A 17,114-nucleotide genomic window follows, 5' to 3' on the forward strand; every position below is an offset into this window, starting at 1 on the left:
TGGCCGACCGCGGCTACGTGATGGACTCGGGCACGGTGACGATGGAAGGCGATGCGAAGCAGATGCTCGACGATCCGAAGGTGCGAGCGGCGTATCTTGGTGAATAAACACGGGCGAAATGCGGGCCGCCGGGCGCGCATTTCCGTTGGAACCAGACGGAGCAACTGATGAAATCGACTTTTTTCTGTATCGACGGACATACCTGCGGTAACCCGGTTCGGGTTGTCGCGGGCGGGGCGCCCCAACTCGAGGGCCAGAACATGATCGAGCGACGGGCGCATTTCGAACGGGAGTTCGACTGGATCCGGACTGCGCTGATGTTCGAACCGCGTGGGCACGAAGTGATGTCGGGCAGCATTCTGTACCCGCCGACACGCCCGGATTGCGACGTCGCCATCCTGTTCATCGAAGTGAGCGGGTGCCTGCCCATGTGCGGTCATGGAACGATCGGGACGGTGACGTCGGCTATCGAACACGGGCTGGTGCGTCCGCGCGAGCCGGGCGTGCTGCGGCTCGATACGCCAGCCGGTCTGGTGGTTGCGAAGTACAAGATGAGCGGCGATCACGTCGACTCCGTTCAGCTCATCAACGTGCCGTCGTTCCTGCATTCGACGGATCTCAGTGTGGAAGTGGAGGGTCTTGGCGAAATCCGGTTTGACGTCGCATACGGCGGCAACTTCTACGCGATCGTCGAGCCGCAGGCGAACTACGCTGGTCTGCATGCGTTGAAGCCGTCGGACATCCAGCGTTTGAGTCCGGTCCTGAGGCAGAAGGCCAATGAGAAATACCAGTTCGTCCATCCGGAAAAGGCAGAGATCCGCGGACTGAGCCACGTGATGTGGACGGGGGAACCGACCGTTGAAGGTGCGAGCGCGCGCAATGCGGTGTTCTATGGAGACAAGGCCATCGATCGTTCGCCGTGCGGCACCGGCACGTCGGCGCGGATGGCGCATCTGGTCGGCAAGGGCAAGCTGAAGATCGGTGAGCGTTTCGTCCACGAGAGCATCATCGGCACGCTCTTCACGGGTATTCCGGAAGAGGCAACCAAGGTGGGCGAATTCGACGCCATCATTCCGAGCATCGAAGGGTGGGCGCGCGTGACGGGGCACAACACGATATTCGTCGACGATCGCGATCCGCTCGCGAAGGGCTTCTTGCTCAAGTAAGTTGCCGGGATCGACTGGCTCACGGCGCGGGAATCGGTGAGGAGCCGACGTGTCGACCCCGGAAAATGCACATGTTCCGGCTAAGTTGGATTTTGGATCCTAAAGCCAACGTCGTGCTACGATGCCAGCTATATCGAGCATCCTGAGTCAGTCCATCATGTCCCCGGTCACAGCCAAGAAACGCCGTGCAGAAGAGTCCGGCGCGGCGGAAGCGATTGCCGCCGAAACCACCCGAAAAATCGTTCGGCCGACCACCGTCGAACTGGTGACGACGGCGATCCGGCAGCGCATCTTGAGCGGCGAGCTTGCGCCGGGCGAGGTGGTGCGTCAGGAGGCGCTCGCGGACGAACTCGGCGTGAGTCGTGTGCCGATCCGCGAAGCCATCACGCGTCTGACCGCCGAAGGGCTGCTGACCAGCGTGCCGCACAAGGGTGCGTACGTGGCCGAACTGTCGATCGAAGAAGTGCGTGAGACGTTCGACATTCGTCTCCGCCTGGAGCCATGGATTTTTGCCGAAGCGATTCCGAGGATCACGGATGCCGAGATCGCGAAGGCGGAACGGCTCGTCAAGGAAATGGACGAGGCCGATTCGGGCGAGTGGGGGCAATTGAACTGGCGTCTCCACGAAACGCTCTATATGCCGGCCCAGAAAGACATCACGCTTCAAATGCTGCGTGTGCTGCACGATCGCAGCGACAGGTATTTCCGTTTTCAGGTCGTCCAGGTTCCGATTCGCGAGCAGTCGCATCAGGAGCACATGGAACTGATCGAAGCATGCAGGAAGCGCGATGCGAAACGCGGTGCGAAGCTGCTCGAACAGCATGTCAAGATCGCGGCGCAGCAGATCATTTCGGTCGTCGACGCCATCGTGACACGCTGATCCTTCGAACCTCCTCTGCCCAGTTCGTTGCCGATGATTGACGAGTATTCTCGTCTCACATGCGCGCCGCGCCGGCCGCCGCAATCACATCGGCGAGCCGTTGCGCAGCCGTTTCGATCTGCGCGCGGCTGAAGCCGCCGAACCCGAGCACGAGCCCCGGGCGGCCCGTACCGGGCGCGAACATCGGCGACACCGCGCGCACCGCGACACCGGCTTCCTCCGCACGCGCAACGACCGCGCGGTCGTCGATGCCGTTCGCAAGCCACAGCACGACGTGCATCCCCTGGTCGCCGGGCTGCAGCCACGCGAGCCGCTTCGGCAGCCGCTTGCCGAGCGTGTCGATCAGTTGCGCGCGATGGTCCGCGTACACGGCGCGCACGCGGCGGATGTGCCGGTCGAGATGGCCTTCGGCCATGAAGGCCGCCAGCACGTGCTGGTCGGCGGTCGGCGCATGGCGATCCATCAGCACGCGCGCGCCGCAGAACGCGGCGACGAGATCGTCCGGTGCGATCACGTAGCCGAGCCGCAGCGACGGGAACAGGATCTTGCTGAACGTGCCGAGGTAGATCACGCGATCGGGGTCGAGCCCTTGCAGCGACGGAAATGGATAGCCCTCGTAGCGCAGTTCGCTGTCGTAGTCGTCCTCGACGATCCACGCGCGATTCGCGCGCGCCCACGCGAGCAGCGCGTTGCGCCGCGCCATGCTCATCGGCATCCCGAGCGGGTACTGGTGCGACGGCGTGACGAACGCGGCGCGCGCATGCGGCGCGAGCCGGATCCCCGCGTCGACGTCGATGCCTTCGTCGTCGACCGGCACGCGCACCATCGCGTCGCGCCGGCCCGTGCTTTCCAGCAGCGCGGTGATGCCGCGGTACGCGGGATTCTCGACCCAGGTCTGGTCGTTCGCGCCGAGCAGCACCTGGCACGCGAGATGGAGCCCTTGCTGGGTGCCGCTCGTGACGATCACCTGATCGGGTTCGCAACGGACCGAGCGCGACTTGCGCACATAGTCGGCAATCGCTTCGCGCAGCGGCCGCGCGCCGTGCGGATCGGCATAGCCGGACGGCGCGCCGGCGCCGCGTGCGCGCAGCCGGTTGCCGAGCCGGCGCCAGATGTCGTCGGGCGCGGTCAGGCCGACGGGCACCGAGATCGCGAACGGCACCGCCGGCAGCGGCGCGAATTCCTGCGCGATCCGCGCGAATGCGGTGGCCGGCTCGGGCAGGCTGGCGCGGGCCGGCCGGCGGCGCGCGGCCACCGGTTCGACGGGCGCCGCCGGCTCGGCCAGCGCGTGCGCGACGTGCGTGCCCGCGCCGCCGCGCGACTCGAGGAAGCCCTCGGCGATCAATTGCGCGTAGGCATCGACGACCGTGCCGCGCGCGACCTGCAGCGCCGCCGCCAGCACGCGCGTGGACGGCAGCGCGTCGCCGGGCCGGATGTCGCCGTGGCGGACCGCGTCCCGCAGCGCCTGCGCGAGCTGGCGGCTCAGGTTGCCGGCCGCGCGGTCGAGCGCGCCGAGCGACGGGATTTCGATGATCCGGGCAATTCTTGCCATGATTCTGGTTCGCTGAAAATGTTACAAACCGGCTCTTCAGCATAAACCAGTTTGCGCCCACAATCGTCGCATGACGGGTTCGAACCCGTGCGTCTCTGGACCTTTGCCCGACTGTGGAGCCCTCATGTACGTCCCTGCCCATTTCGACGAATCCGATCTCGACACGCTGCATGCGCTGATCGTGCAGTTTCCGTTCGGCAGCCTGGTCACGCACGGCCGCAACGGGCTCGACGCGAATCACATCCCGTTCGAGCTGGTCGCTGGCGACGGCGGGCTCGGCGAGCTGCATGCGCACGTCGCGCGCGCGAATCCGGTCTGGCAGGACGTCGCGAACGGCGACGAGGTGCTCGTGATCTTCCGCGCGGGGGACGCGTACATTTCGCCGAACTGGTATCCGAGCAAGCACGCGACGCACCGGCAGGTGCCGACATGGAACTACGTCGTCGTGCACGCGCATGGCCGGATCACCGTGCGCGACGACGAGAAGTTCGTGCGCGGCCTGGTCGCGCGGCTCACGCGCACGCACGAAGCGCCGCAGCCCGAGCCGTGGAAGATGGGCGATGCGCCGAAGGACTATCTCGACACGATGCTGCAGTCGATCGTCGGGCTGCAGATCGAGATCACGCGGCTCGTCGGCAAGCGCAAGCTCAGCCAGAACAAGGCGGCGGATGATATTCGGGGGGCGGGCGAGGCGCTCGTCGCGCGCGGCGAGCGCCGGATTGGCGATGCGATGCTCGCGGAGGCTGACGCGAAGCGGGAATGACTGCGGGAATGAGCGCGCTGGGGGGCGGACGGTATCGGCGCACCCCTGTCGAAGCGTAGCTTCGGAGCGATGCGGGGTGCGCGTGTCTGCTCGTGTCTTCGCCGTGACCGGCGACTACTGCGTGCGCGACGCGTCGTGCGGCCCCGACGCGTTCTGCGCGGTTTTCGTGGCTTGCGCGAGCGCATCACGAATCGCCGCCTCGGTCTTGTCGTAATCGCCTTCGCCGAAGCGTGTGTAGACGATATGCCCGTTCCCGTCGATCAGGTACAGCGCGGGCCAGTATTGGTTGCCGTACGCGTTCCACGTGTCGTAGCGGTTGTCCTGCGCGACCGGGAAGTGGATCCCGAAGCGCCCGATCGCGTCCGCGACGTTGTGCGCGTCGCGCTCGAACGGATATTCGGGCGTATGCACGCCGATCACGACGAGGCCCTGGTCGCGGTATTTGCGGTACCAGTCGTTCACGTGCGGGATCGTGTGGATGCAGTTGATGCACGAGTACGTCCAGAAATCGACGAGCACGACCTTGCCGCGCAGCTGGCCGAGCGTCAGCGGCGCGCTGTTGTGCCAGCGCTCGATGCCGGCGAGTTCGGGGGCCGGTGCGCCGGCGGCGGGCATCGGCGACACGGTTTGGCCCCGTGTGTCCGCAAACGCAGCCAGTGCGGCGGTGGCGGCGATCGCGGCGAGGGCGGTGACGGTGGCGGCGGTCTTCAGGCGTGTGAACATGGCAGGTTCCTCCGGAGAGCGACGCCGTTGCCGGCCGGTGCCGGTGGCGGACGTTCGCAGTTTCGACAGACCGTATTGAGCCGCGCTGACGTATCGGACATGTGTCCGCAAAACCCCCCATGTGCAATGTCATGTATCCGCGGCCGGGCCGGATACAGTGGGATACAAACGGGTGCGCCGCCTGCGGTATAAAGCGGATATCGCCCGTCCGGCGCCGCGCGGCACGCGCCGGCGGCAGCCGGAGAACCGGACATTTGTGCGGCACACGCCGCGAGTATGATTCCTGCCATGGACAAGACCGACCACGTGCTGATCGTCGACGACGATCGCGGCATCCGCGAGCTGATCGCCGGCTACCTCGAGAAGAACGGCATGCGCGTATCGCTGGCCGCGAACGGGCGCGAGATGCGCGCCGTGCTCGACAGCGGCGCGCCCGACCTGATCGTGCTGGACCTGATGCTGCCCGGCGAGGACGGCCTCGTGCTGTGCCGCGAGCTGCGCGCCGGCAAGTTCCGCGCGGTGCCGGTGCTGATGCTGACCGCGCGCAGCGAAGAGACCGACCGCATCGTCGGTCTCGAGATGGGCGCCGACGACTACCTCGCGAAACCGTTCGCGGTGCGCGAGCTGCTCGCGCGCATCCGCTCGGTGCTGCGCCGCACGCGGATGCTGCCGCCCGGCATGCAGGTGACGGAGACGGCCGAGATGCTCGGCTTCGGCGAATGGCGCCTCGATACGACCGGGCGGCACCTGCTCGACACCGACGGCACGCTGGTCGCGCTGAGCGGCGCCGAGTACCGGCTGTTGCGCGTGTTCCTCGATCATCCGCAGCGCGTGCTGACGCGCGACCAGCTGCTGAATCTCACGCAGGGGCGGCAGTCCGATCCGTTCGACCGCTCGATCGACCTGCTCGTCAGCCGGCTGCGGCAGCGGCTGCGCGACGGCGCGCGCGAGCCGCGCTACATCAAGACGCTGCGCAACGAGGGCTATGTGTTCTCGGCGGCGGTTACCGTCGTCGAAGGCACGCCATGACGCCGCGCGCGATGTGGCGGTGGCCGCGCACGCTGTTCGCGCGGCTCGCGCTGATCCTGTGCGTCGGCCTTGCGCTCGCGCAGGCGCTGTCGTTCTGGCTCACGCTGACGGAACGCGACCAAGCGACGACCAACATGATGATGGGCTACATCGAGCGCGAGGTCGCGAGCTCGGTCGCGCTGCTCGACCATCTGCCGGCCGGCGAACGCGCGGCATGGCTGCCGCGGCTCGCGCGGCGCAGCTACCAGTTCATTCTCGGGCCGGGCGAGACCGGTACGCCGCCGGAGGCGCGGCTGTCGGCGCGTGTCGAGCAGTCGATCTCGGACGGCATCGGCGGCGCGTATCCGCTGACCGCGAACGCGATTCCCGGCGACCGCGAACATCTTCAGGTGCATCTGCGGCTGACCGACGGGTCGCCGCTGACGATCGACATTCATCCGATGTCGACGGTGCCGATGTCGGGCTGGCTGCCGTTGGTGCTCGTGCTGCAGCTCGCGGTGCTCGCCGCGTGCTGCTGGCTCGCGGTGCGGCTCGCGACGCGGCCGCTGAAGCAGCTCGCGCAGGCCGCCGATGCGCTCGGCCCGGACCTGAAGGCCGAGCGGCTGAGCGAGGACGGCCCGTCGGAAGTCGCGCGCGCGGCGCGTGCGTTCAACGCGATGCAGGAACGCATCGCGCAGTACATGGCCGAGCGCATGCAGATTCTCGCGTCGATCTCGCACGACCTGCAGACGCCGATCACGCGGATGCGGCTGCGCGTCGACGTGATGGACGACGACACGCAGGGCGCGAAGCTGCGCCAGGACCTGATCGAGATGGAAACGCTCGTGAAGGAGGGCGTGGCATATGCGCGGACGCTGCACGGCGGCGCGGAGGCGGCGCGCCGCATCGACCTCGACGCGCTGCTCGACAGCATCGTGTGCGATTACGTCGACGCGGGGCAGGTGGTCGCGTTGCAAAGCCGCGTGCCGATCGCGCTCGTCACGCGCCCGCAGGCGCTGCGCCGCATCGTCGGGAACCTCGTCGACAATGCGCTGAAATTCGCGGGCTCGGCCGACATCGACGTGACGGCCGCGCCCGACGGCGGCGCGGTCGTCACGGTGCGCGACAGCGGGCCCGGGGTTCCGGACGATCTGCTCGAAGCGGTGTTCGAGCCGTTCCGGCGCATCGAGACGTCGCGCAATCGCGAGACGGGCGGCACCGGGCTCGGGCTCGCGATCGCGCGGCAGCTCGCGCTCGCGATGGGCGGCGTGCTGACGTTGCGGAACCGGCCCGAAGGCGGGCTCGAGGCGCGGCTGGTGTTGCGGAGTCTCGATTAGCGCGGGCTTTGCCGCAGGTGCGTGTCGACGAGCGGCGCGAGTTCACGCGCATGCACGGCGGCGAGATCGTGCTGGCCGCCTTCGACAATGTGCAGCCGCGCGTCGGGCAGCCGCTCGAGCAGACGCCGGCCGGCCGCGACCGGGCTGATCGGATCCGCATCGCCCCACAGCAGCAGCGTCGGCTGCGCGATTCGGCCCAGCTCCGCCGACAGATCGGCGCGGAACGTGACGAACCAGTCCGGCAGATGCGGGTTCGCGTTGACGAAACCGGTCTGCCACTCCTGTGCGCCCAGGCCCTGCATGTCGAGCCCGCCGGACGTCACTGTCAGCACCAGATGCGTGACGAGTTCCGGTTTCTCGAGCGCCGCGCGCAGCGCGATCACGCCGCCCATCGATTGGGCGATCACCGCCGTCGGCTGGTCGATGTGTCGCAGCACGCGTCGCACGAGGCCGTCGAAATCGCGGACGTCCGGATCGCCGGGCTCCGCACCGAAGCCCGGATAGCCGACGATCCGTCGCGCGGCCGGGTGGGTGAGCTGATCGGCGAGCGGTTGCCAGAATGCGGTGCTGCCCGATGCACCCGGCAGGAAAAGAAGCTGCGATGGAACCGGCATGGTGGTTGGTTTCCCGATGGTTGAAGTGGCGTGCGATGCCGATGCGATTGTCGTTCGTGTTGGGCGTTGCCGGGGCGACGCGGTGCTGCGCGGGGAGCGATGCGTGTGTCAGCGCGGTCCGGTGCACGTCGTGACGGATCCGTCCGGCTGCCCGGCTCCGCCCCCGAGCCGTGGGCGTGCATTGCGCGTCAGCACCGTCCGGTGCGCAGCGCGACGGACCATTCGTGGCGTCCGATCGATTCCGCGGCTGCTGCTGCTGCGTCCCAATCGTATTCGACTGCGTGGAATTCGACGGCCCAGCCGGACGCCGTGCGTGACGCCATCGCGTAGCGCGCATGCGGCGAGCCCGTTTCGATCTTGTGCGGGAACGGCAGATCGTCTTCATAGGCCTGAAGGCCGACGCTGCCCGGATTGACGATCGTGCGTCCGTCGGCGAGCGTGATCGCGCGCGGCACGTGCGTGTGCCCGCACAGGATCAGCGACGCCGATGCATCGCCTGCGCGCCGCGCGACTTCGTCGGGCGTGGCCGCGCGGCATCCGGATGCGGTGACGGTTTCGAGGAAGTAGTCGACGTCGCTGTCCGGGGTGCCGTGGACCAATAGCACGTCGTCGAGCATCAATTGGGCGGGCAGGCTGGCGATCCACGCGAGCTGATCGTCGCGCAAAGTGTCGTGCGCCAGGCGGTCGGACAGGCGCATGGATTCGCGATTGCCGGCCAGCACTTGACGCTCGTGATTGCCCTTGATGGTCGGCAGGCCGAGCGGCATCAGGCGGTCGGCCGTTTCGCGCGGGTAAAGCGCGCCGGACAGGATGTCGCCGAGATTGACGATCACGTCGGCGCCGCGCCGGCGAATGTCGTCGAGCACGGCGTCGAGGGCAGCCAGGTTACCGTGGATGTCGGAGAGCGCGGCGATTTTCATGGGCGGGAGTCGAGGGGCGGAGAGGGGATTGTCGTCAATTCGTTGCGTGTCGTCCAATGAGTGGCGCGCACGTCGAAGCAGAGGTGGTGCATCGTTTGTCTGACACGCTCGCGCACTTCACCACATCGCTTGACCGGACGGCAATCACGGCGCCCGGTGATGCATCGTGCGCCTCTCGTGGCCCATCCGTCGACGCGCGCGCGCCGATCCGCGGCGTTACCCCGATCGCCTCCTTCGTCACGATCGCGTCTCGAACCCCACGCATACTCCCGCCACCGCGGCGGCCGGTCATTCACCGATACCGGAGCACTCCCTAAAAAAACAGGCTTCCGTCAGATTAATTTTTGCTTTCATTTCGATTTCTGTTTTGAAATGATGGCGCCAATTATCCGGAAGAAAAATGGAATGCATGGCAATGCGAAAAAATGACCAGATTGCCTGAATGAAGCGGAAGAAAATGCCGAAAAAAATTGGCGTATGAACGTCCGCCGTCACGGCCGCTCAGAGCAATGACAATGCTTGTAGAAAAAGGCCGACACGGCCGCCCGCATGTCGCCCACAATTCGTCATGAGCGCGACGAAAATGCTGGCAGCAATCACCCATGTTTCATGTTCCGTGATTTAACTATTCACGAAACGACAGTCTGGAGCCAAATCTCATGTTAAGTAAACAATTGCGAGCAGCATTTCTCGGCGCGTTATTTGCGGTGATCGCGCCGGCCGGCCATGCGCAATACACGACCGACTGGCTCGCGAATACGTACGGCACGCTGGCGCAGCACGTCGGCAACGGCGCGCGGTCGATGTGGGTGGCGCCGGAGGGCGTCATCTATACGTCGTCGCGCTGGGACGAGAACGCGGGCGGGATGGCGATGTACCAGAACGGCCAGGGTCTCGGCACGATCGGCATCCACGACGAGTTCCAGGGCGGCGCGATCACCGGCAACGCGTCGTCGATCTTCGTCGCGCTCGGCTACAACCGGACATTCGGCAGCGGGTCGGTGGGGCGCTACAACCGCTCCACGAACACCCGCGACCTGCGCATTCCGGTCAGCGTATGGACAGGCGTTCAGTACGCCGACGTGATTTCCGGGCTCGCGACGGCCGGCACGCTGCTCTACGTGAGCGACTTCTACGGTAATCGCGTGCGCGTGTACACGACCGACGGCGTCTGGCAGCGCGATATCGGCGTGCAGAGCCCCGGCGCGCTCGCGCTCGACGCCGCGGGCAACCTGTGGGTCGCGCGCAAGAGCGCGGGCGTGGTCGCGCAGTTCAGTGCGACGGGCACGCCGATGAACACGATCCAGATGGCGTCGACGTCGCGGCCGTCCGCGCTGTATTTCGACGCGCCCGCCGGACAGCTGCTGGTCGGCGACGAAGGGCCCGACATGAACATCAAGGTCTACAGCCTGACGGGCCTGCCGCTGCTGGCCGGCACGTTCGGCGTGCAGGGCGGCTATCTCGACACGACATCGGGCATCAAGGGGCAGGTCGGTGACAAGCGCTTCACGCGCGTGGCGGGGATCGGCAAGGACTCGGGCGGCAACCTGTACGTGCTGAACAACGCGTGGGGCGGCGGCTGGGATCTCGGGCGCAACGGCAGCACCGACCTCCATTCGTACAGCCCGACGGGCGCGCTGCAATGGAAGCTGCAGGCGCTGAACTTCGAGGCGATCGCGGCGCCTGACCCGGCGACCGACGGCACGCTGTTCTTCAGCGGCAACAACGTCTATTCGGGCACCGCGGGCGGCACGTTCGTCGCGAATACGATCGACCCGTTCAGCTATCCGAAGGATCCCCGCCTCGACATGAAGGACTACCAGCGCGGCCAGCACTTCGGCCAGGCCGTGACCGTCGGCGGCAACCGGATCCTTGTCGCGTCCGGCCAGAACCCCGGCAACTTCAACTTCTATTACTTCACCGCGGCGAGCGGCTACATCGCGATTCCGGCCGGCTCGCTCCCGGGCAAGCCGTTCAACACGACGCTGCAGGTCACGGCGGGCTTCGCGATCGACGGCAACGGCGACGTCTGGGCCGGCCTCAACGGCGCGAACAACATCACCCGCTATCCGATGACGGGCTTCGACGCGACCGGCAAGCCGTCATGGGGCAAGCCGACGACGACGCCGGTGCCGACCACGGTGGCGCCGCTCACGCGCATCATCTACCAGTCGGACAGCGACACGATGATCCTCGCGCAGGGCATCGCCGGAAGCTGGGACTGGACCGCGATGAACGGGCACATCGAGGTCTATCACGGCTGGAAGGCCGGCAACACGACCGCGCCGAACCCGGTGATCAACCTGACGAGCGCCAATCCGAAATCGATCGCGGCGGCCGGCCACTACCTGTTCGTCGGGTACGTGCATACCGTGCCCAACGTCGACGTGTTCGATCTCAACACGGGCGCCCTCGTCACGACGCTGACCAACTCGAACACGTCGGCGATGGACGTCGGCAACGACGTCGACTCGATGTACGGGATCCGCGCGTACCTGCGCTCGACCGGCGAGTACGTGATCACGAAGGACAACTACAACGGCACCAGCATCGTCGTGTATCGCTGGCATCCGTGACCGCGCCGGCGCGGCGCGGTCACGGCTTCACTGCGGGCCGGGCGCGCCGAGCACGTGTCCGTTCACGGTCCGGCCGTACATCGAGTCGGCGTTGTCGTGGAAGCGCGCGCGCGTCGCGTCGACCGATCCCGTGAAGCGCGGGTCTTGCGGACGTTCCTGGCTGTCCATGAACGTCGCGACGTCCCACGCCTGCTGGTCGGTCAACGTGCCGCCGAGCCCGAGCGGCATGTTGGCCTTGATGAAGCCGGCGGCGTTCCGGATGTCGCCCATGCCCGCGCCCCAGTTGAACGAACGCGCGCCCCACAGCGGCGGGAACACCGTCTTGCCGCCGCTCGATTGTCCCTGGCCGTCCGCGCCGTGGCACAGCGCGCAGTGCTGCGCGTAGATCGCGCCGCCGCGCGCGTAGTCGGCCTTCAGGGCAGGCGGCGGCAGTTTCGGGAAGCCTTGCCCGGGCAGCTTCTCGCCGATCGGCGCCCCCTTCGCGAGCCAGTACGAATACGTTTCCAGCGCAACGAGGATCGGGTCGCCGTTCGGCGGCGCCTTGCCGTTCATGCTGTAGCTGAAACAGCCCTGCAGGCGTTCCGCGAACGTGTTCACGTGCCCGTTCTTGCTCCGGTACGCGGGATACAGCGGATAGGCGCCCCACATCGGGCTCGAATCCGCGCGGCGGCCGGCGTCGAGGTGGCAGCTCGCGCAGGTCAGTCGGTTGCCGACGTACTTGCCGGCGAATTCGGGCGTGTGCATGAAGATCTGCTCGCCGAGCTTCACGGTCTTGCCGAAGTCGTCGTTCGGCAGCGCGGATTCGGCGGGTGGCGTGAACGGCTTCGCGGGCGTCGGCGTCGCGGTGCCGGCTCCGGATGCGGCTGCTACTCCGGATGTGGGCGCGGATGCCGATGGTGTTGCGGCTGCGGTCCCGGATGTGGGCGCGGATGCCGATGCTGCTGCGGCTGCGGTGGGCGGCGCATCACTCGCCGCGAATCCCGGTCCGCTGACAGCCACGCTCAACAACGCGGCCAATGCGCGGCGATGCAACCGGAATCGATCGGTCATGGCGTTCCTCCTTGCGATGCCGAAGTGGCCGACGGCATGCCGGTGTCGGTATGTGCGTTGGTATGGGCGTAATAGGCGGCCACGGCGTCGATGTCCGTGTCCGACAGCTTGCTGGCGATCATCGGCATCAGCCCCATCGGTCCGGGCGGACGCATCCCGTGTTTCCAGCCGTTCAACTGATTCGCGAGATAGGCGGCCGGCTGGCCGGCAAGCGGCGGAAACGCGGTTCCGACGCCGATCCCGCCGGGCCCGTGGCATTGCGCGCACGCGGGCAGCCCCTGCGTCCAGCGGCCGCGCGTCGCGATCCACGCGCCGGTGTCCGACGGTGCGGCCGGCGCGTCGTCCCTGGCCGCGATGCCGGGCGGCGCGGGCAGCGACGCGAAGTATGCGGACACGGCGTCGCGCTCGTGCGCGGACAGCAGCTTCGCGAGCGGCTGCATGACCGGGTTCTGGCGGCTGCCATCGGCAAACGCGGCCAGTTGCGCGGACAGGTACGCGGCCGGCACGCCCGCAAGACGCGGGAAACCGGCCGCCGCGTTGCCTTCGCTGTTCGCGCCGTGGCAGCCGATGCAGGCTGCCACGCCGGTGGTCGTGCCATTCGTCGCGATGGTCTTGCCGAGCGCAGCGTCGTCCGCGTACGCGCCGGACATGGCCGACAGCAGGCCGAACCCGGCCAGCCATGCGGCAACGCATCGGCGACGCGGCTTGACGATCGAATCGTTCACGTCTCCTCCTGTGCGGGGGTGCATTTCATTGTTGTGTGCCGAAGCGCGCTCAGCTTGCGTCGGCCTGGCCGCGCGGCGATGCTTGCGTGCTGGTGCTGGTGCTGGTGCTGGTGCTGGTGCTGGTGCTGGTGCTGGTGCTGGTGCTGGTGCTGGTGCCGGTGCTCGTTCCCGTGTTTGTACTCGTACTCGTGCCGGTGCCGGCGCTAGTGTTTGTGCCGATAGCCGACACCGGCGCTGCACCCGAATTGCCGTCGTAACGTCCGAAGCCGTAGCGCTGGAAGATCCGGAACGCCTCGGGCGACCGGATGAACGCGAGCCACTGGCGGGCGGCTTCCGGATGCGGCGCGTCCTTGACGAGCGCGCCCGCGTAGATCGCGGTGGTGTTCTGGTCTGCGGGAATGTCGACGTGGCCGAGCGGATGCCCGGCCTGCTCCTGGAACATCGCTTCGGACTTCCACAGCACGCCCGCATCGGCGCGCCCCTGCATCAGGAACAGCGCCGTCTCGCGATGATGGACGTGGGTCAGCTCGGTCGTGCCCGCCCGCACCTTGTCGCCGTAGACGGTGCGCGCGAGCGCGTCGCCGCCTGCCTTCACGAGCGACGCGTTGATCTGTCGCGCGACGCCCTCGAACGCGGGATTCGGCATCGCGAGCCGCAGCCCCGGTTTCGCGAGATCGTTCAGCGACGCGATGTGTTCCGGGTTGCCCGCGCGCACCATGATCGCCAGCTGGTTCGTCACGTATGGCACGGCGGGGCCCGTCAGCGTGCCGTCGGCGATCAGCGCGTTGACTTTCGCGAGGCCGGCAAAATACGCGTCAGGCTTGACCGTCCACGTCATGTTGCCGACGGTGATCGTCCCGCCGGCCTTGATCTGCCTGACGAGCAGGCCCGGCGGAATCGTCTCCCAGTAGATCCGCCCGCGGTACTCGGGGTGGTCCTCCTCGAACTTCGCGACGAGCGGCGCCATCGCGAAGAAGTAGTTGCCGCCGACGAACAGTACGAGCTTCGGCGCGCTCAGGTCGCCGTGGAAATCGGCGAGCACGTCGACTTGCGGCACGGTGAATTCGAGGCCTCGGTTCGGCGCGTCGCTGTTCGCGCCGTGCTGCCATGGAGGAAAGATGCCGGTCTGGCTGGCCGCGTCTGCAGGCGCCGCGAGCGCGACCGCGTGCGCCGCGATGCCGAGCCAGCCCGCCAGCACCGCATGCAGGAAGCGGCGGGGGCGGCGAGTGTCGCGAGTGCCGCGGGTGCCGCGCGGCTGCGCCGGCGCGTGGGTCGATGCCATGTCGATCGTCATTTTGCGTACGAGAAGCCGGCGTGCTGCAGTTCGGGCAGCGTGCCGACCGCGCCGGGCGTGATGATCGCGCTCGGGATGATGTGGTTGGTCAGGTCGGCGGCGAGCGCGTCGAGCGGCAGCTTGTCCGGATTCGCATTCGCGCCGTCGAGCCGTTCCGCGAGTTCCCAGATCGCGTTGTGGCACGACAGGAACACGACGCCGCGCTGCAGCAGCGCCGCGATGCTGTTGTCGTGCGTGGAGTACGCGCCGTCGGCGCTTTCGTGATCCTGCGCGGCCTTCGACTGAGCGGGCTTCGCGTCGAGCAGCGTGTTGGCCGGGAATTGATCGCGGGCCAGTTTCGCGAGCCCGTATTTTTCCCATGCGGCCTGGTCGTACAGCGCGAGATGCGCGGTGCCGTGCGTGGCCGAGACGACCAGGAAATCGGGGTGCCGGAACGACCAGATCTGCGCGTTCAGCGCGTTGCGCATCAGGTTCAGCCACGGCCCGCCGAGCTCGGTGTTGTCCCAGACCTGCTTCGGGCCGCCGCGATAGCCGATGACTTCGGACAGCGCCGTCTCATCCCATTGGTCCGGATGCTCGAGGATCATCGGCACCGTCTTGAAGTCGCGCCGCCTGGGCGTGGCGGCCAGCCGCCGCGTGAGGTCGGCGAGGCGGGTTGCGCCGCCGGGCAGCAGCGATCCGGTGTCGGACTGCGCCGCCTGCACCCGGCCCGCGGCGCCCAGGATGGCTGTGCCCGCCGCGAGGCCGAAGGTCTTCAGCGCGCTGCGGCGCGCGTCCCGATCGGTCATGGCGTGTCTCCTCGAGAAGTTGTTGTCTGGCAGCAGATGCGTCACGCCGCCGCGTGCGTTCGCACGGATTCGCGCGCGGTATCGCATCGCGACGCGGCCGCCCCGACTGCTCAATCAGTCTAGAAGGGCGCGATCGATATCGGAAGTCGCGAAATCGGATGGGTGGTATTCGAGGGCCCGATGATTGGTCGGACGAGTGAAGCGCCATGCGCTTGGGGGCGGTGGCCGGATGTGCGCGTTGCGCGCAGCGTGGCGTGGCGGTGACGAAATCTTGAAGCCCTCCCGCTCGAGGGCGCCGACACATGCTTCGCGTTGCATGCGGGGCCGGCGCGGCCGGCCCCCCGGCATGTCAATGCGCTGCACGCTCGCGCAGCACTTCCGCCTCCCGCGCGTTCCGCACGAACAGGCCCGCCAGCACCGCCCCGATCAGCGCGATCGCGCCGGCCAGCACGAACGCGGACGCGAACGACCCGCTGCGCTCGACGATGAGCCCGGTGACCGCCGGCCCGACGACGCCCGACAGGCTGCCCATGCAGTGCAGGAAGCCGCTCACGCCGCCGACGCGCGCCGGATGCACGACGTCCTGCACGATCGCCCAGTAGATCGCGCCCGTGACGTACAGGAAGAACAGCGACACGGACATCAGCGCGACCGCACTGCCGGTCGATTGGACCGTCCCCGCCACCGCGACGCACGCACCCGCGCCGAGCAGGCACGTGACGAGCACGATCCGCCGGGACAGCAGCAGGTTGCCGGTGAGCTTGTAGAGCGCGTCCGAGATCGCGCCGCCGCATGCGAGGCCGACCGTGCCGACGAGCCAGGGCACGACGGTGGCGATGCTCATCTCCTTGATGTTCAGGTGATGCGCGCGCACGAGGTAGCTCGGGAACCAGCTCAGGAAGAAGAACAGCACGTAGTTGTAGCCGAAGAACGCGACCGCGGTCGCGAGGATGCGCGGCTGCCGGATGTAGTACGACAGCGCATGCGCGGTCGCCGACGCGTCGCCGGCCGCGCGCGCGTTCACCGGTGCGGCACCCGCCGGTGCGCGCGGCGCGCTGTCCGCCGCCATCGCGGGCCGGTCCGACGTCGTGAGCATCCACACGACGACCCACGCGAGCCCGATCGCGCAGACGATCCAGAACGCCGGCCGCCAGCCGAACTGCATGGCCAGCAGGCCGACGATCGGCCCGGCGATCGCGCCGCCGAGCGGCGAGCCCGCGCTGAGCAGGCCCATCGCGGTCGCGGCCGAGTCGCGCGGCAGCCAGTTGTTCACCATCTTGTTCGCGGCGGAGCACAGCGGGCCTTCGGCCATGCCGAACAGCAGCCGAACGATCAGCAGGCTCACGAAGCCGACCGTGAGCGCCGTCATGCCGCAGAAGATCGACCAGAGCCCGACCGCCAGCACGTAGACGAGCTTCGGCCCGAGCCGGTCCGACGCGATGCCGCCGATGAAGTTGAACAGCGCGTAGCCGACGAAGAACGTGCTGAAGATGAGGCCCATCTGCGCGGCGTCGATGCCGAGATCCGTCTGCACGATCGGCGCGACGATCGACAGCGCGACGCGGTCGAGGTAGTTGATGCCGTACACGACGAACAGCAGGAATACCGTGAACCACGCCTGTGTCTTCTGCTTCATGCTTGTCTCCTTGATGCCGGTGGGCCGGCTGTCATGTCTTGTGTGTCGTCGGTTCGTCGTTGGCCGCGGGCCCGGCCGGAGC

General features: G+C 67.6%; 17 protein-coding genes. 7 read left to right on the forward strand and 10 right to left on the reverse strand.

Going from position 1 to position 17,114, the window contains the following annotated elements:
* The 3 genes from ACV229_RS38125 to ACV229_RS38135 form a co-directional block, all read left to right on the forward strand.
* The coding region (locus ACV229_RS38125; protein WP_448088249.1) for an ABC transporter ATP-binding protein C-terminal domain-containing protein at positions 1-107 on the forward strand (107 nt) is incomplete at its 5' end.
* A gap of 60 nt (positions 108-167) precedes the next feature.
* Complete coding sequence (locus ACV229_RS38130) at positions 168-1,166, forward strand: 4-hydroxyproline epimerase (RefSeq protein ID WP_448088212.1); 999 nt, start codon at positions 168-170, stop codon at positions 1,164-1,166.
* A gap of 157 nt (positions 1,167-1,323) precedes the next feature.
* On the forward strand, positions 1,324-2,046 hold the full coding sequence (locus ACV229_RS38135; protein WP_448088250.1) for a GntR family transcriptional regulator: 723 nt from the start codon (positions 1,324-1,326) through the stop codon (positions 2,044-2,046).
* Positions 2,047-2,101: 55 nt separating this feature from the next.
* On the opposite strand, the gene pdxR is transcribed toward ACV229_RS38135, so the two are convergent.
* The gene (gene pdxR / locus ACV229_RS38140) at positions 2,102-3,598 is read right to left on the reverse strand and encodes a MocR-like pyridoxine biosynthesis transcription factor PdxR (protein WP_448088213.1); all 1,497 of its coding nucleotides are present in this window, start codon (positions 3,596-3,598) and stop codon (positions 2,102-2,104) included.
* Positions 3,599-3,722: 124 nt separating this feature from the next.
* On the opposite strand from pdxR, the gene ACV229_RS38145 reads away from it, so the two are divergent.
* Positions 3,723-4,361 carry an FMN-binding negative transcriptional regulator gene (locus ACV229_RS38145; protein ID WP_448088214.1) on the forward strand — a complete coding sequence of 213 codons (639 nt, stop codon included), beginning with the start codon at positions 3,723-3,725 and terminating at the stop codon, positions 4,359-4,361.
* 114 nt (positions 4,362-4,475) lie between these two features.
* Here the strand turns inward: ACV229_RS38145 and ACV229_RS38150 are convergent, their stop codons facing one another.
* A complete protein-coding gene (locus ACV229_RS38150; protein ID WP_448088215.1) occupies positions 4,476-5,084 on the reverse strand; it encodes a thioredoxin family protein in 609 nt (202 codons plus the stop codon).
* Between the two features lie 288 nt (positions 5,085-5,372).
* Here ACV229_RS38150 and ACV229_RS38155 point away from each other — a divergent pair, with 288 nt between their 5' ends.
* Together ACV229_RS38155 and ACV229_RS38160 are read left to right on the forward strand one after the other, a co-directional pair.
* The gene (locus ACV229_RS38155; RefSeq protein WP_448088216.1) at positions 5,373-6,113 is read left to right on the forward strand and encodes a response regulator; all 741 of its coding nucleotides are present in this window, start codon (positions 5,373-5,375) and stop codon (positions 6,111-6,113) included.
* A complete protein-coding gene (locus tag ACV229_RS38160; protein WP_448088217.1) occupies positions 6,110-7,429 on the forward strand; it encodes an ATP-binding protein in 1,320 nt (439 codons plus the stop codon). The genes ACV229_RS38155 and ACV229_RS38160 overlap by 4 nt, the downstream gene beginning before the upstream one ends.
* Here the strand turns inward: ACV229_RS38160 and ACV229_RS38165 are convergent.
* The 3 genes from ACV229_RS38165 to ACV229_RS38175 all read right to left on the reverse strand — a co-directional run bounded on the left by ACV229_RS38165 (position 7,426) and on the right by ACV229_RS38175 (position 9,458).
* Complete coding sequence (locus ACV229_RS38165; RefSeq protein WP_448088218.1) at positions 7,426-8,043, reverse strand: alpha/beta fold hydrolase; 618 nt, start codon at positions 8,041-8,043, stop codon at positions 7,426-7,428. The two genes, ACV229_RS38160 and ACV229_RS38165, sit on opposite strands and share 4 nt — an antisense overlap.
* A 188-nt stretch (positions 8,044-8,231) precedes the next feature.
* Positions 8,232-8,963: a metallophosphoesterase family protein gene (locus ACV229_RS38170; RefSeq protein WP_448088219.1), complete on the reverse strand. Its 732-nt coding sequence runs from the start codon at positions 8,961-8,963 to the stop codon at positions 8,232-8,234.
* A 288-nt stretch (positions 8,964-9,251) separates the two neighbouring features.
* On the reverse strand, positions 9,252-9,458 hold the full coding sequence (locus ACV229_RS38175; RefSeq protein WP_448088220.1) for a hypothetical protein: 207 nt from the start codon (positions 9,456-9,458) through the stop codon (positions 9,252-9,254).
* Between the two features lie 164 nt (positions 9,459-9,622).
* Between ACV229_RS38175 and ACV229_RS38180 the strand changes: the two genes are divergently transcribed.
* On the forward strand, positions 9,623-11,539 hold the full coding sequence (locus ACV229_RS38180) for an SMP-30/gluconolaconase/LRE-like region family protein (RefSeq protein WP_448088221.1): 1,917 nt from the start codon (positions 9,623-9,625) through the stop codon (positions 11,537-11,539).
* A gap of 27 nt (positions 11,540-11,566) precedes the next feature.
* Here ACV229_RS38180 and ACV229_RS38185 read toward each other — a convergent pair whose 3' ends face one another.
* From ACV229_RS38185 to ACV229_RS38205, 5 genes are all read right to left on the reverse strand, one after another.
* Positions 11,567-12,589: a c-type cytochrome gene (locus ACV229_RS38185; protein WP_448088222.1), complete on the reverse strand. Its 1,023-nt coding sequence runs from the start codon at positions 12,587-12,589 to the stop codon at positions 11,567-11,569.
* Positions 12,586-13,338, reverse strand: coding sequence for a c-type cytochrome (locus ACV229_RS38190; RefSeq protein WP_448088223.1), 753 nt, complete (start codon positions 13,336-13,338; stop codon positions 12,586-12,588). Before ACV229_RS38190 ends, ACV229_RS38185 begins: the two co-directional genes overlap by 4 nt.
* A gap of 25 nt (positions 13,339-13,363) precedes the next feature.
* Entirely contained in the window at positions 13,364-14,596 is a 1,233-nt protein-coding gene (locus ACV229_RS38195; protein WP_448088224.1) for a molybdate ABC transporter substrate-binding protein, read from the reverse strand.
* Positions 14,597-14,604: 8 nt separating this feature from the next.
* Positions 14,605-15,396 (reverse strand): thiosulfate dehydrogenase, encoded by a 792-nt coding sequence (tetH, locus tag ACV229_RS38200; protein ID WP_448088225.1) that lies wholly within the window; start codon positions 15,394-15,396, stop codon positions 14,605-14,607.
* Between the two features lie 349 nt (positions 15,397-15,745).
* Positions 15,746-17,032, reverse strand: a complete 1,287-nt coding sequence (locus tag ACV229_RS38205; protein WP_448088226.1) for an MFS transporter — start codon at positions 17,030-17,032, stop codon at positions 15,746-15,748.
* Positions 17,033-17,114: the final 82 nt, after the last annotated feature.

This window comes from Burkholderia sp. MR1-5-21, from assembly GCF_053427715.1.

Excerpts from the sequence above, each read along its gene's own strand:
- tetH (WP_448088225.1), bottom strand. The coding sequence starts at position 15,396 with ATGACCGATCGGGACGCGCGCCGCAGCGCGCTGAAGACCTTCGGCCTC.
- ACV229_RS38160 (WP_448088217.1), top strand. The coding sequence starts at position 6,110 with ATGACGCCGCGCGCGATGTGGCGGTGGCCGCGCACGCTGTTCGCGCGG.
- ACV229_RS38135 (WP_448088250.1), top strand. The coding sequence starts at position 1,324 with ATGTCCCCGGTCACAGCCAAGAAACGCCGTGCAGAAGAGTCCGGCGCG.
- ACV229_RS38170 (WP_448088219.1), bottom strand. The coding sequence starts at position 8,963 with ATGAAAATCGCCGCGCTCTCCGACATCCACGGTAACCTGGCTGCCCTC.
- ACV229_RS38180 (WP_448088221.1), top strand. The coding sequence starts at position 9,623 with ATGTTAAGTAAACAATTGCGAGCAGCATTTCTCGGCGCGTTATTTGCG.
- ACV229_RS38190 (WP_448088223.1), bottom strand. The coding sequence starts at position 13,338 with ATGCACCCCCGCACAGGAGGAGACGTGAACGATTCGATCGTCAAGCCG.
- ACV229_RS38205 (WP_448088226.1), bottom strand. The coding sequence starts at position 17,032 with ATGAAGCAGAAGACACAGGCGTGGTTCACGGTATTCCTGCTGTTCGTC.
- ACV229_RS38185 (WP_448088222.1), bottom strand. The coding sequence starts at position 12,589 with ATGACCGATCGATTCCGGTTGCATCGCCGCGCATTGGCCGCGTTGTTG.
- ACV229_RS38155 (WP_448088216.1), top strand. The coding sequence starts at position 5,373 with ATGGACAAGACCGACCACGTGCTGATCGTCGACGACGATCGCGGCATC.
- pdxR (WP_448088213.1), bottom strand. The coding sequence starts at position 3,598 with ATGGCAAGAATTGCCCGGATCATCGAAATCCCGTCGCTCGGCGCGCTC.
- ACV229_RS38130 (WP_448088212.1), top strand. The coding sequence starts at position 168 with ATGAAATCGACTTTTTTCTGTATCGACGGACATACCTGCGGTAACCCG.
- ACV229_RS38145 (WP_448088214.1), top strand. The coding sequence starts at position 3,723 with ATGTACGTCCCTGCCCATTTCGACGAATCCGATCTCGACACGCTGCAT.
- ACV229_RS38150 (WP_448088215.1), bottom strand. The coding sequence starts at position 5,084 with ATGTTCACACGCCTGAAGACCGCCGCCACCGTCACCGCCCTCGCCGCG.
- ACV229_RS38195 (WP_448088224.1), bottom strand. The coding sequence starts at position 14,596 with ATGGCATCGACCCACGCGCCGGCGCAGCCGCGCGGCACCCGCGGCACT.
- ACV229_RS38165 (WP_448088218.1), bottom strand. The coding sequence starts at position 8,043 with ATGCCGGTTCCATCGCAGCTTCTTTTCCTGCCGGGTGCATCGGGCAGC.